12 protein-coding genes are annotated in these 14,362 nt (G+C 47.4%); all 12 read left to right on the top strand.

Features of this window, described 5'->3' with window-relative positions:
* The first annotated feature begins 8 nt into the window (after window positions 1-8).
* The 12 genes from flgJ (at window position 9) to TSUB_RS04300 (ending at window position 14,259) form a co-directional block, all read left to right on the top strand.
* Window positions 9-989 (top strand): flagellar assembly peptidoglycan hydrolase FlgJ, encoded by a 981-nt coding sequence (gene flgJ, locus TSUB_RS04245; RefSeq protein ID WP_087021557.1) that lies wholly within the window; start codon window positions 9-11, stop codon window positions 987-989.
* 110 nt (window positions 990-1,099) lie between these two features.
* Window positions 1,100-2,977 carry a flagellar hook-associated protein FlgK gene (gene flgK / locus TSUB_RS04250; protein ID WP_087021555.1) on the top strand — a complete coding sequence of 626 codons (1,878 nt, stop codon included), beginning with the start codon at window positions 1,100-1,102 and terminating at the stop codon, window positions 2,975-2,977.
* Window positions 2,978-2,987: 10 nt separating this feature from the next.
* Window positions 2,988-4,178 carry a flagellar hook-associated protein FlgL gene (flgL, locus tag TSUB_RS04255; RefSeq protein ID WP_087021552.1) on the top strand — a complete coding sequence of 397 codons (1,191 nt, stop codon included), beginning with the start codon at window positions 2,988-2,990 and terminating at the stop codon, window positions 4,176-4,178.
* Window positions 4,179-4,467: 289 nt separating this feature from the next.
* The gene (locus TSUB_RS04260; protein ID WP_087021549.1) at window positions 4,468-5,637 is read left to right on the top strand and encodes a flagellin; all 1,170 of its coding nucleotides are present in this window, start codon (window positions 4,468-4,470) and stop codon (window positions 5,635-5,637) included.
* Between the two features lie 411 nt (window positions 5,638-6,048).
* The gene (locus TSUB_RS04265) at window positions 6,049-7,212 is read left to right on the top strand and encodes a flagellin (RefSeq protein WP_087021546.1); all 1,164 of its coding nucleotides are present in this window, start codon (window positions 6,049-6,051) and stop codon (window positions 7,210-7,212) included.
* A gap of 72 nt (window positions 7,213-7,284) precedes the next feature.
* Window positions 7,285-7,734: a flagellar protein FlaG gene (locus TSUB_RS04270; protein ID WP_087021543.1), complete on the top strand. Its 450-nt coding sequence runs from the start codon at window positions 7,285-7,287 to the stop codon at window positions 7,732-7,734.
* 21 nt (window positions 7,735-7,755) lie between these two features.
* The gene (gene fliD, locus TSUB_RS04275) at window positions 7,756-9,132 is read left to right on the top strand and encodes a flagellar filament capping protein FliD (protein ID WP_087021540.1); all 1,377 of its coding nucleotides are present in this window, start codon (window positions 7,756-7,758) and stop codon (window positions 9,130-9,132) included.
* Window positions 9,133-9,135: 3 nt separating this feature from the next.
* Window positions 9,136-9,429, top strand: a complete 294-nt coding sequence (locus TSUB_RS04280; RefSeq protein ID WP_087021537.1) for a hypothetical protein — start codon at window positions 9,136-9,138, stop codon at window positions 9,427-9,429.
* Between the two features lie 25 nt (window positions 9,430-9,454).
* A complete protein-coding gene (gene fliS, locus TSUB_RS04285) occupies window positions 9,455-9,859 on the top strand; it encodes a flagellar export chaperone FliS (RefSeq protein WP_087021631.1) in 405 nt (134 codons plus the stop codon).
* 347 nt (window positions 9,860-10,206) lie between these two features.
* Entirely contained in the window at window positions 10,207-11,667 is a 1,461-nt protein-coding gene (locus TSUB_RS04290) for a sigma-54 dependent transcriptional regulator (protein ID WP_087021533.1), read from the top strand.
* Between the two features lie 235 nt (window positions 11,668-11,902).
* Window positions 11,903-12,871, top strand: coding sequence for a sensor histidine kinase (locus TSUB_RS04295; RefSeq protein WP_087021627.1), 969 nt, complete (start codon window positions 11,903-11,905; stop codon window positions 12,869-12,871).
* The gene (locus TSUB_RS04300) at window positions 12,868-14,259 is read left to right on the top strand and encodes a sigma-54-dependent transcriptional regulator (RefSeq protein ID WP_087021530.1); all 1,392 of its coding nucleotides are present in this window, start codon (window positions 12,868-12,870) and stop codon (window positions 14,257-14,259) included. The genes TSUB_RS04295 and TSUB_RS04300 overlap by 4 nt, the downstream gene beginning before the upstream one ends.
* Window positions 14,260-14,362: the final 103 nt, after the last annotated feature.

Consider the following 14,362-nt stretch of genomic DNA (forward strand, 5'->3'; position numbering starts at 1 on the left):
GTGGCAATATGAACAATAATATTGATCCTGGTTTTATTCATGATTTAAGCAGCTTAGACCGCCTTCGTGCGGGGGTTGATACGGATAAAGATGGCTCACTGCGCTCAGCGGCCACCCAGTTTGAGGCTATCTTTACCAACATGCTGTTTAAGTCCATGCGTGATGCGAACAGTGTATTTGAATCTGACTTAACCAGTGGCCGTCACACCCAGTTTTATGAGCAGATGCACGACGAGCAGATGGCCTCAGAGCTGAGTTCAACAGGCTCACTTGGGTTAGCTGATTTGATTGTCGAGCAGTTGAGTGCCGCAGAAGAGATGGAGCGTCCAGAGAGTCAAGGTGAGCCCGTTCCACTTGAGCAGACTGCTGAAGCGATGCCATTGAATATACAATCTCCAGCTGTACCGTTCGAGCGTAAAGAATTACCAGTGAGCGATACGGATCACGAAATGGCCGTCAGGGCCGCGATGCAGCGGGTGGTTGAAGGCCGCTCTCCATCTGTTGAAGAACCGTCGCGGCCTTTCAACTCACCAGAAGAGTTTGTGACGCGCATGCAGCCTTATGCGGAACGTGCTGCCCGTTCGTTGGGCACTGACCCTGCTGTTTTGATTGCCCAAGCGGCACTTGAAACAGGGTGGGGTAAAAAAGTGATCACCAATGCACGTGGCTCAAGTCACAACCTATTTAACATCAAAGCGCAGCCGAGTTGGCAGGGCGATAAGATGGCAACGCAAACCCTCGAATACTACGATGGCGTCGCAGTGCAAGAGCGTGCCGCATTCCGCTCATATGACGATTTTCAATCGAGCTTTGATGATTATGTTCACTTCCTTAAAACGAATCCTAGATACGGTGATGCATTGACACAATCTAGCCAACCAGAGCAGTTCATTCGTGGACTCCACAAGGCGGGTTATGCAACGGATCCTAAGTATTCAGAGAAGGTGATCAGTGTGATGAATCGTGTGAATGGAATTCTAAGTAACTGATTGAAAATAAATCAATAAACTCTGTTTTTTATCTTCAGAAAGCGCACTAACGACAGTTGGCGCGCTTTTTGCATTTTACCGTCTAGAAGAAGGGTTTTTCCGGAGGCAAAATGGGGTTTGATCTGCTCAATTTGGGCGCTCAAGGTGTATTAACAGCGCAACGGCAGCTAAATACCACGGGTCACAACATCAGTAATGTGAACACCGAGGGCTACAGCCGTCAAACTGTTATACAACAAACCAATGACCCCCTATGGTGGGGCGGCAATCAGCACGGCATGGGGTCACATATTGCCGCTGTTAGTCGTTCTTTTGACCAGTTTGCCGCTAACGAGGTAAATCTTGCCACGACAAACTTGAGTTATGCCGAAGAGCGCGAGGCTCAGCTTGGTCAACTTGATACGACGTTAGCAAACAGTGCAAAGAAAATTCCCGAAGATATCAATGATTGGTACGACGCGGTAAAAAGCTTGGCAGATACCCCGAATGATATGGGGGCGCGAAAAGTGGTGCTTGAGAAAGCACGTATGGTCGCGAGTGGTTTGAACCACAACTATGCTCAGCTTGTCAGCCAGCGCGCAGACACCAATGATGGCCTCGCCGCGACGCTTTCTCGCATCAACGATATTGGCGCAGAGATTGTCGACATCCATAAAGCGTTGGTAAAAAGCCCTTCCACCGATAACGACTTACTCGACCGTCACAACCAGTTGATCAATGAACTTTCTCAATACACAAAAGTGACGGTGACCCGGAAGGGTAAAGAGAGCTACAACGTCATGATTGGTACTGGCCACACTTTGGTGTCGGGCACAGAATCCAGTGAGTTGCTGATGGTGGAGGGCAGTCCTGACCCACAACAAACACGACTGGCGTTGCGTGAGGGTAAAGCGACCAAGGTGATTCAAACGGCGGACCTAGACGGTAAGTTAGCGGCGGCATTAGAGCAGCGAGATAAAACGATTCCACAAGCGATGGATGAGTTAGGCCGCCTAGCAATCGGTTTTACCGAGACGATGAACCGCTTGCAAAATCAAGGGCTTGATCTCAATGGTGAAGTTGGGGTTAACATGTTCAATGACATTAATGACCCAGATGCCGCAGCCAATCGTGTTGTAATCCCTGCTGGTTCCAATGCGCAGATGAGTGTCTTCATTGATGACCTTAGCCAGCTCAAAATGGGCGAGTATGCGCTGCGATATGATGGTACTACCTATACCGTGACCCTGCCTGATGGTAATCGCCAACAAGTTGTCGCGACGGGCACGCCGCCGAGTTTTGAGTTGGATGGGTTACGTGTTGAAGTCGGCGTACCGCCTGCAACCGATGAAAAAATCTTATTGCGACCGAGCCGTTCAGCGGCTGGTTTGATTCAAGTGACGATGGATGACGCAAGCCAGATTGCAGCGCAGAGCTTTTTGAGCTCAGAATCGCGCATGCAAGGCAATGCCGAGGTCAATGTCGCGGCCATTGGTTCTCGCTCTGAGTTCAAGGTGATGGTATCCCCGGATGCGAGTCAGTTTGCCGTTCTCGATCGTGATGGCACGATATTGCAGCCGCCTCAGGCGTATCCGCCTACCACGCCGATTGTTGTCGATGGTACCGTGATCGAGCTCGGTGATGGTGCAAAAGGTGGCGATGTGTTTGCCTTCCATTTCAATCCCGCGGAAGGTGACAACGGCAACTTGATCCGAATGCAAAATACCCAGCGCGATAAAGTGATGAATGATGGCAAGTCGACCTTCATCGATATTTATCAAGGTTTAACAACGGATATTGGTGTTCAGAAGGCGTCGGCTTCTCGACTTCGCGATGTTGCTGAAGTGGAGAAAACCGCAGCAGAAAGCAAAGTCGCGGAAATTTCCGGCGTCAACCTGGACGAGGAAGCGGCCAACCTGATGAAGTTTCAACAAGCTTATATGGCCTCTTCTCGTATCATGACCGCTGCCAATAAGACATTCGAAACCCTGTTGGATTCGACGCGCTAAGGAGCTCTAAGTGATTAATCGTATTGCTAGTTTTCACGATTACAAATCGACAGCTGCCGATATTGGCCGTCAGCAACTCAATGTTCATCAGAATCAACAACAGCTCGCAAGTGGTAAGCGCTTGCTTACTGCAGGCGATGATCCTGTTGCTTCCATCTATACTCAGAATTTTGAGCAGCAAGAAGTTCAGATTGATCAGTATCTAAAGGCGATCACCTTAGGACGAAATCGCGTCACGAATGCAGAGTCGGCGATCAGTGAAGCTGAGCAAATTGCCGACAGTGCCAAGCGAAAAACCATGCTGATGATCAACGGATCCTTGGCTACCGCAGACCGCGAAGCGCACAAGCAAGATATGCAAGGTCTGTATAACTCGTTTATGGATTTAGCCAACACCCGTGATGAATCGGGTAACTATCTGTTTGCGGGTACCCAATATAACAAGCAGCCTTTTTTCCGCGATAATTTGAATCAAGTGACCTATGCTGGCGATAGCTATCAGCGTATGTCTCAAGTTGCCCCAGCTATCGATATTCCCGTCAATGATGCCGGTGATAAAGTCTTTCTCGAAGTGCGTAATCCATATGGCGACTACAAACCAAGTTACAGCTTGACTGAGGGCTCGAACCTGCTGTTGGTGGAAGGCCAAAACAGTAACGATGCAGATAACAGTGAATATCAGGTGACGTTTCAAACGACACCGAATGGGGTGACCTATGAACTGTTTCAAAATGGTGCGTCTGTACAATCTGGCCTTTACGATGCGCAAACGGGCATTCAGTTTAATACCTTGCAGCTCAATTTTTCAGGTGAGATGAAAGACGGCGATGCCATCACCTTTAATCGACAAGAACACGTCAATATTTTCGATGCGTTTAAGCGTGTGATCGAACTTTCTGAAGCGGAAAATAATGATGCCTCTGCCAATGCGGAGCTACATCATGCGGCGGAAGTGATGTCCGAGTCGTTCAAGCATCTCAACCGAGTGAGATCGGAGCTAGGCACACGATTGCAAACCTTAGATCGTCAGGAAAATATGCATCTAGACTTTAAAGTAGTGTTGGCACAATCTCGTGGTCGCCTTCAAGATTTGGATTACTCAAAAGCCGTGATTGAATTGAACGAAAATATGTTGGCATTGCAAGCATCACAGCAAGCTTTTGCTAAAACCAAAGAGCTAACATTGTTTAATTTCATTTAATAAAACCGATTAACAAAGCGGCAACGATGCATAAATCGTTGCCGCTTTGACGAAAAGAGCAGGCAGGGGATTGCCGCAAAGGAATAAAGTCAATAATCAGTACAGCTAAATCACTGATTATTATTGAAAATAAAAACTGGCATATAGTTTGCTTTGTGTGAATTAGGGTGAGGCGAGTGTTCCTTGCCTCTATGTGAAAACTTAAAGCTGGTCCCGCTACATTGTCCCTATCATTCGATGAATGCGGGTAGGCTGTTTCGCACTGAGCGAAAAGTCAAAGGAGAGCAAAATGGGTGTAACAGTAAACACCAACGTGTCTGCGATGACTGCGCAGCGTTACCTGAATAAGTCTACTGATGGGCTTAACCAGTCGATGACACGTTTGTCGTCTGGTAGCAAAATCAATAGTGCTAAGGATGATGCAGCGGGTCTGCAAATTTCGAACCGTTTGGTTGCTCAAAGCCGTGGTTTGGATGTGGCGATGCGAAATGCCAACGATGGTATTTCCATTGCGCAGACAGCCGAAGGTGCAATGCAAGAGTCAACCAATATCTTGCAGCGTATGCGTGACTTGTCTATTCAGTCGTCTAACGGCGCGAACTCAGATGAAGACCGCGTTGCGATTCAGCAAGAGGTGTCGGATCTGCAAGACGAACTTAACCGTATCGCAGAAACGACCGCATTTGGTGGACGTAAACTTCTGAATGGTACTTTTGGTAACGCTGCGTTCCAAATTGGTGCCGACTCAGGTGAAGCCATTATCATGGGCATGACCAGCATCCGTGCTGATTATGATGATATGGGCGGCCAGATCATGGTGGGGGCAGGCCAAGCTGATGCCGACTGGACAACAGGCGCGAACAACGTTGTTGCCTTCTATGTTGGTGATACAGGTAACCCTGATAACCTTGTCTCGATTGAACTGCCGGAAGGCGATGATATCGAAGAGGTGGCAACACGTATTAATGGTCAGACTGACCGAGTGGCAGCCTCTGTTTCTGAAAATGGTGAGCTTCAGCTGTTTGCTGAAGGGGAAGTCATCACCATTGAAGGGACGACAAACATCACTCCAGGCTTGGTGGACAAAGATGACCCAGCCAGTGGTGCTGCTGACATCTTGACCAGTGGTGCAACGTCTGGTGCTATCACTGTCGGTGAAGTCAATGTTGAAACAGTGGGTGGTTCGCAACAAGCTATCGGTATCATTGACTCCGCGTTGAAGTACATTGATAGCCAGCGTGCTGATTTGGGTGCGAAGCAAAACCGTCTCAGTCACACTATCAATAACTTGGCAAACGTACAGGAGAACGTAAACGCGTCTAACAGCCGTATTCGTGATACTGACTTTGCTAAAGAAACCACCACAATGACAAAGAACCAGATCCTTCAGCAAGCTTCAACCTCGATTCTTGCTCAAGCGAAACAGGTTCCTCAGGCTGCATTGAACTTGCTACAGTAAGCTTCATCAATTCAGACTTAAGACGGCAAACTGGCAACAGTTTGCCGTTTTTTTTGCTCTTTGAATCACGCGATTTGTCCCTCATGCGCCTAAAATCGGCGTCACCGTCGTTGTTAGAAAGTGTCAGTTACTTCTTTTTGTTCTTCGCCTTCTTTTGCTTGTCAGTTGACTTTGTTGATCTTTTTTGATCCTTGTCGCAAAGAATCTCTATTTTTTCTTAAAAAGCGCTCAATTTTTTCTTTTTGCCGCCGAAACCCTTATTCGAAGCAAGCGGTCTTCCGCAAAAAAAAGTGGAAAAAAAGTCTAAAGATATTTTGGGTGTCGCCGCTAAAGAAATTGAATGAATTAGAATTCGGGTTTTAACCGGCTGAGCTGGTCAAAGCCAACCCAGGAAACACAAGGAGAATTGCTATGGCAGTTACAGTAAATACAAACGTTTCTGCGATGACCGCTCAGCGCTTTCTTAACGCAGCAACTGATAATACAGCACGTTCTATGGAGCGTTTGTCTTCAGGTTCACGTATCAACTCGGCAAAAGATGACGCAGCAGGTCTGCAAATCTCGAACCGTTTGATGACGCAAAGCCGCGGTTTGGATGTTGCAGTTCGTAACGCAAACGACGGTATCTCAATGGCGCAAACCGCAGAAGGTTCGATGCAAGAGTCGACCAATATCCTGCAACGTATGCGTGATCTATCGCTTCAATCCGCTAACGGCTCAAACTCTGATGAAGACCGCGTGTCAATTCAGGAAGAGATTGGTGCATTGCAGAAAGAGCTTAACCGTATTGCGGAAACAACCTCTTTCGGTGGTACTAAACTATTGAACGGCACCTTTGGCTCACGCTCGTTCCAAGTGGGTTCTGACTCTGGTGAAGCGGTTCAAATCTCGTTTAACAACATCCGCGCTGATGAATCTAAGATGGGTGGTACTACCTATGCGACCGGTGCCACTATCGCATCAGACCAAACACTGACTGCTGATACAGATGTCACGCTAAACCTTGCAGATTATGTGGACGCAGGTGGTACAGCGATTGATGTGACGGTTGGCTTGAAAGCTGGCGACGACGTTGAAGAGATTGCAACCCGTATTAATGGTCAGACTGACAAAGTGAATGCGTCGGTTTCTGAAACCGGTGAACTACAGATTTTCTCTCAGTTTGGTGATGTTACCTTCACTGCTGGTGCATTGAATGTTCAAGGCCCTAACGATGCAGCCCCTGTTGCTGTTGACCTAACCGGTGGTGCGAACACGGCAACGACGGTTGCTGACCTTGATGTCACATCCGTTGGTGGTGCTCAGAAAGCGGTTGCGGTACTTGATGGTGCGATGAAGTATATCGATTCGAACCGTGCAAACCTAGGTGCTGCGCAAAACCGTTTGAATCACACCATTAACAACTTGAACAACGTTAATGAGAATGTGAACGCATCGAACAGTCGTATCCGTGACGTAGACTTCGCGAAAGAAACGACGAACATGACGAAGAACCAAATCCTACAACAAGCAAGTACGTCTATCTTGGCGCAAGCGAAACAAGCGCCGCAGACAGCACTGAGCTTGTTAGGTTAATAAGTTCTGAGCCATAATGATAAGGGCGGCAGAGGCAACTTGCCGCCCCTCAGTATGCAAAGGTGAACGATTATGGACATAAAATCCGTTTCCTCTTCATCTGTGCCATCGTACCAGACTGGAACACAGGGCACAGACAGTGCCTCTGGCACGAAAGTTGCTAAAGATAATTCTGATAACGCGGCCGCGGTCTCTCGGCGTTTAAGTGAAGCGCGTACTAAGCAAGCCAGTGATATGGCTGATCTGCAAACTCGTCGAGTAGAGCAGATGGACAAGCTTGATAAACAAAGAGAATTGCAGCGTGACCAATTAGAACAATTGGTCGAGCGAATGGATGAGTTTGTCTCTACTTTTAATAAAGGGTTATCGTTTCGTATCGACGAACAGTCAGGGCGAAATGTAGTCACCGTTTATGAGGTAAAGAGTGGGGATGTGGTGCGACAAATTCCGAATGAAGAGATGCTGGAGCTTTCGAAGCAGATAGCAGAATTTCATGGAGGGTTGATGTCCACCAAAGTGTAAAGCAGCACAATCGGAATTTTTATGGCAATACAAATGTCAGGGTTGGCGTCAGGCATGGATATCAACGGTATGGTTGATAAACTTGTCCAAGCTGAAAAAGCGCCAAAACAGGAGCGAATAGATCGCCAGATGGGCGATATCCAGACGGATATCAGCGCTTATGGTCGTCTAAAAGAGTCGCTCGACACCATGAAATCTCTGATGTCTGACTTTCGCAATAACGACGCATTGGCCGCAAGGCGTGCTGATGTGGATAATTCAGACCAAATCTCGGTTTCCGCAACCTCTTCTGCTGCTGTCGGCCGCTACAGTGTCGATGTCCAGCAATTAGCAACTTCTCACAAGATTGTCTCTAACTCCATTGATGAATCCACAAACTTCGGTGCAGGTTCGCTGCGCATTGGTTTAGGGACAACCTCTTTTAATGTCGACATTGAGCCCGGCAACGACAAACTGATTGATATTGTAAGGCAGATCAACCGAGCACCTGATAATCCAGGTATTATGGCGTCTGTCATTCAAGATGATCTGGGTGCACGTTTGGTGCTGAGTGGTGACAAAACAGGGGCGAGCAATAAAGTGCGCGTCTCTGTCGATGCTGATCCTGCGAGCGACCTTCAACGCTTTTCATTTAACGCCAGTAATGCTTCTAACCCGATGAATGAAATGCAACAAGCATTGGATTCGCGGGTTGTTCTCGATGGTCTGGCGGTGATTACCAGTGACAGTAATCAAGTTAAAGACGCAATTGAAGGTGTAGACTTAGAGCTGAAAGCCCTCTCTGAAGGTGAGCCTTCGACTTTGTCTGTGAGTTATGATCGTGATACCACACGTATGGCGCTTGAACAGTTTGTCATGGCCTACAACCAGTATTTCTCTGTGACTCAAGAGTTGTCGAAGTACGATCCAGCAACGCAAAGTGGTGGCCCCTTGATGGGGGATAGCTTAGTAAGAAGCTCGACCAATCAGTTGCGCGAAGCGTTTGTCAGTCCAGTAGAGGAAGCGCCGGAAGGCCTAAAAACCTTGAGCCAGCTCGGGATTACGACCACCTTAGAAGGGCGCTTAGAGATAGATTATGACGTGCTTGATCGTCAGTTGAATCAAAACTTTGCGGGTTTAAATGATTTCTTTGGTGGGAGAAATGGCTTTGCGCGACGCGTCGAAGACTTGATCCATAGCTATACTGGGATCACGGGGAGTATTCGTTCACGCGAAAATAGCCTTAATGAACAGCAGACAAGACTGCTGACTGAACAGACAAAGCTAGATGACAGGATCGAAAGTGTCAGAAAGCGCACTTACGATCAATTTTCCGCCATGGATTCTGCAATGGGTCAAATGAACTCTCAATTGACGTATATGCAGAGTATGTTCCCAACCGGCAACGGCGGGCAGTAGTCCATGTTAATGAATCAGCTGTCTGAGTTAGATAAGCAGATAAATCTTTGCCTCAATGAATCAAAAGAGGCACAAGATTTGCAAGAAAAATTAATGGAGTTAATCCAACGTCGGCAACAGTTGTTGCATGAGATTGCGGCACTGCCGACGGTAGATCCGATTGAATGGCAGCAGGCATTGCAACGCACTGAAGCGATAGTTGCCGCAATGTCAGTCAAACAGTCCGAGATGAAATCGCAGTTAAAGCAGATTAATCACGGACAACGTTCGGTTAAGTTGTACAATAAATTTCGCTAAGAAAGATAGGACCAAATCTATGGCAATGAGAGGATCCCTAAAGGCCTACAAGAAGGTGTCGATTGATAGTCAGTTGACATCCGCATCGCCGCATCGCGTTATTCAGATGCTGATGGCGGGGGCCATTGAGCGTCTGATCCAAGGCAAAGCGGCAATGTCACAGGGCGAGGTTGCACAGAAAGGCGAAAGACTGGGTAAAGCGTTGGATATCGTGATGAGTCTACGCGCCTGTTTGTCGATGGAAGAGGGCGGAGAGATTTCTGAAAATCTAGACGCACTGTATGATTTTATGATTCGTCAGATCACCTTGGCAAACCAAGACAATAATCCACAACCCATTGATGATGTGGTTGAAATGTTGCGTGAAATTAAGTCTGCTTGGGATCAAATTCCCGAGGAGTACCACGCTCTAACGAATTTTGTTGAATAATTGTCCAATTTTTATTTTTCATCTATCCAGCTGAGGTCACAGCTTTTTTGTGTCCTCGGTTGCCATATCTCGCTGTTTAATTACAATAGACATTAACTTGATGACTTTTTGTTGAAGCATTATACCCAAGTTACTTCAGCTTAATGAATTCAGTGGCATATCTATCTCAAGGTGAAGCCGTTTTCATTTTAATGTACGGTGTATCTCGATTGTCACTGCGTTCTTCAAATTGCTGAGTAAGTGATAAGATAATAACGAATTTTGGGTGGCCGAATTAAAGTATCTTGTCGCACTTGGATATACGAGCCAAGAACAAATAATGTAATAAAGGCAGGCAAATTTTTTCAATGCAAGGTGTAGCAAAGATCCTCGTTATCGATGATGATGCACAAAGTCGTCACGATCTGAGTGTCATATTCGACTTTGTCGGTGAGCAGTGTCAGGCTGTGCCGTTGCAGCAAGTCGATGAGACGCTATCTACTCGTACATGGTGTGCCTGTTTCATTGGTAAGATCACCGCGAAAAAGCAATTGATACCAACGTTGGAGAAGCTTTTCAAAGAACAGCATATCCCACTAATTGGTTATCAAGAGCATCATGACACGCTTTCTTCTCTCTCTAATTATGTCGGTGAGCTAAAACGTCCACTGAACTATCATCAACTTTCTGAAGCGCTGCGTCATTGCCAAGAGTTCTTAGGGCAAGTGACTCGCCCAGTTCCGACCCTTGGGCGTCGTTCTCCGTTATTCCGTAGTATGGTGGGAAGTAGCGAGCAGATTGTCCAAGTTCGTCAAATGATAGAGCAAGTTGCGAGCAGTGATGCCAATGTGCTTATCTTAGGTGAATCTGGTACAGGTAAAGAAGTGGTTGCACGTAACGTGCACTATCATTCAACTCGTCGTGATGGGCCATTTGTGCCTGTTAATTGTGGTGCGATTCCCCCAGATCTGCTGGAGAGTGAGCTTTTTGGTCATGAAAAAGGCGCATTTACAGGCGCGATTTCTGCACGTAAAGGGCGCTTTGAACTGGCTGATGGCGGGACGCTATTTCTCGATGAAATCGGTGATATGCCAGCCGCGATGCAGGTTAAGCTGTTGCGTGTACTTCAAGAGCGTACCTTCGAGCGAGTGGGTGGCAACAAGAGCATTAAAGTCAATGTGCGTATTGTCGCCGCGACACATCGCAATCTCGAAACGATGATCGATGCGGGGACATTCCGCGAAGACCTCTTTTATCGATTAAATGTCTTCCCGATTGAGATGCCAGCGCTGCGTGAGCGATTGGAAGATATTCCTTTGCTCATTCAAGAGCTGTTTGCGCGAATGGAAGCGGAAGGGGTAAACAACCAACTGCGTTTTAGCCAACGCGCAATTAAATCTCTGATGTCTCATGATTGGCCTGGCAATGTGCGTGAGTTAGCAAATCTGATTGAACGCATGTCGATCATCTGTCCGGATGGATTGATTGATATTAATCAGTTGCCAGCTAAGTATCGCTATGGGGATGTGCCGGACTTTGAGCCAGAGCCCTATGGCAATACGGAAATGGCAGAGCGAGAAGCGCTGTCTGATATGTTTGCTGATAGTTTCGATGATGAGTTTGATGACTTCAGTGGCGCTGGGTCACTGTCTGAGTTACCTCCAGAAGGGGTAAACTTGAAAGAGTTACTGGCTGAGTTAGAAGTCGACATGATCACTCAGGCGCTTGAAGCTCAAGATTGGGTAGTTGCACGTGCAGCAGACATGTTGGGTATGCGTAGAACAACGCTAGTTGAGAAGATGCGAAAGTACCAACTCGGCAAAGATTAAGCGTATTTTTCGCTATGATTACATAAGGGAGTCAATTTTATGACTCCCTTTTTTTATGTGATTAATAAATGTAACTTTCTGTATTTAAATCAAAAAAAAGCCTTTTTTCAGTTGGTACGATTCATGCTTAATATGACCTTAATCAGATGTGTCAAAATGGGAACGCGGGGTCAGAGTGGAAGTCGCTACGCAATTGGATGAGTTGTCTGCGCAAGTTGCGCGCTATCAACAAGTGATGAATGCTATGCCAGCAGGCGTTATCTTGCTGGATCCTCAAGGAGGCATATCAGAGGCGAACCCCGAAGCTGAGCGTTTACTTGGTGCGCCACTTGTCGGTGAGAAATGGTATGAGATCATTCAGCGCTCCTTCGACCCGAAGGCAGACGATGGGCATGAAATCTCATTGCGCGATGGCAAAAAGGTCAAGTTAGCAATTTCGGCGTCGAACAGTGGCCAATTGATCTTGATCACTGATATGACAGAGACGCGCTTGCTGCAGGCGAGAGTCAGTGACATGCAGCGATTTTCTTCTTTAGGCCGGATGGTCGCTTCGCTTGCTCATCAAATTCGTACTCCCTTATCCAGTGCGTTGCTCTATGCGCAGAATTTAGGGGCAGATAATATCAATGCACCAACCAGACAACGCTTTCAAGGTAAGTTAGTTGATCGCCTGCATGATCTGGAAAAGCAAGTTAACGACATGTTGTTGTTCGCAAAAGGGGGCGATAACAAGGTTGTTGCACCTTTTTCCATCGAAGATCTGCTAAATGAAGTAGAAAGCATGGTCGATGCCCTCATCGCACGTCATAACGTTGATTTCAGCATCGATTGCGATGATGAATCTCAACAGGTTTTAGGCAATGTTAACGCGCTAGCGAGTGCGATCAGTAACTTGATTGTGAATGCGATTCAAGTTGCTGGAAACGAATGTCGCGTTGCCTTGCACTGTGTTGTAAAAAATGAGCAGCTCTTGATTGAAGTGATAGATAATGGCCCCGGTATTTCGGCTGAAATGCAGGAGAAAATTCTAGAGCCATTTTTTACAACGCGCCAACAGGGAACAGGACTAGGTCTTGCCGTTGTGCAGATGGTCGCTAAGGCACATAAAGGTGTCGTAACAATTCAATCTCAAGTCGGGGAAGGCGCAACATTTCGTCTAACGCTCCCGTTACTTGCGTCAATTCAGACCGGAGGTCAGTCATGAATCAGAGTCGTGTATTAGTTGTTGAAGATGATGAAGGTTTGCGCGAGGCGCTGGTCGACACGCTTTCTCTAGCCGGCTATGAATGGATAGAAGCTGACAGTGCAGAACAAGCGATTGTGTTATTGAAACAACATGCGGTCGATATCGTGATTTCTGATGTACAGATGGCGGGCATGGATGGTCTCGGGCTATTGCGAACCATTAAAAACAATTGGCCGAAACTGCCTGTGTTGTTGATGACGGCTTATGCCAACATCCAAGATGCCGTGGTGGCAATGAAAGAGGGAGCCATTGATTACATGGCCAAACCTTTTGCGCCGGAAGTGTTGCTCAATATGGTGAGCCGTTATGCGCCAGTGAAAACGGAGACCCATCAAACGGTGGTGGCCGATCCAAAAAGCTTGCAGTTAATGGCCTTGGCGGAGAAGGTGGCAGCGACTGAAGCAAGCGTCATGGTCCTTGGCCCGAGTGGTAGTGGTAAAGAGGTGCTGTCTCGCCATCTACATCAGCATTCTCCTCGTAAAGAACAGCCTTTTGTGGCGATTAACTGCGCGGCGATCCCTGACAATATGCTGGAAGCAACATTGTTTGGCTATGAGAAAGGGGCATTTACCGGCGCGGTGCAAGCTTGTCCGGGTAAGTTTGAGCAGGCACAAGGCGGAACGATTTTACTGGATGAGATCAGTGAGATGGATCTTAACCTCCAAGCCAAGCTACTGCGTGTGCTTCAAGAGCGCGAAGTAGAACGACTTGGTAGCCGCAAAACCATCAAGTTGGATGTACGGGTGCTGGCGACCAGTAACCGCGATTTACGCCAACACGTCGCTGAAGGGAACTTCCGAGAAGACCTTTACTACCGCTTGAATGTATTCCCACTCACGTGGCCAGCACTGTGTGACCGCCCAGGCGATATCTTACCCTTGGCTAATCACTTGATTGAACGACATTGCAGCAAGCAAGGCAGTGCGATTGTCACTATCAGCGAATGTGCGCAACACACTTTGCTCGAATATCCGTGGCCGGGCAATGTGCGAGAGCTGGATAATGTAATGCAGCGTGCCTTGATTCTGGCAGGCAATGGCCCGATTGAGCAGGGACATATTTTGCTAGAAGGTGGCGATTGGCAGCAGTCTATCGTCGCAGCGCCAACAGGTGTCGCGCCGACGGTTGCGCCGGTTGCTCACCCAGAAGAGAGCGCTCAAGCAACCAATGGCGCAGAAGGGTTAGGTAGCGAATTACGATCTCAGGAGTTCAATATCATTCTTGATGCGATTAAAGCGTGTGATGGACGCCGCAAAGAGGTGGCAGAACGCTTGGGGATTAGTCCAAGAACCTTGCGATATAAGCTTGCGAAGATGCGTGATGCTGGGATCGATATCCCAGCTTAACAGGCAATTTGTTGATCTTATGTGGACAAATTACGCTTAAAAAAGTTGGCGTTAAAATTGCAGTAACAGTAGTATTAGGCGGTAGCGCCAAGGTTCTGGCACT

This window comes from Thaumasiovibrio subtropicus (genome assembly GCF_019703835.1).
GTDB lineage: Bacteria > Pseudomonadota > Gammaproteobacteria > Enterobacterales > Vibrionaceae > Thaumasiovibrio > Thaumasiovibrio subtropicus.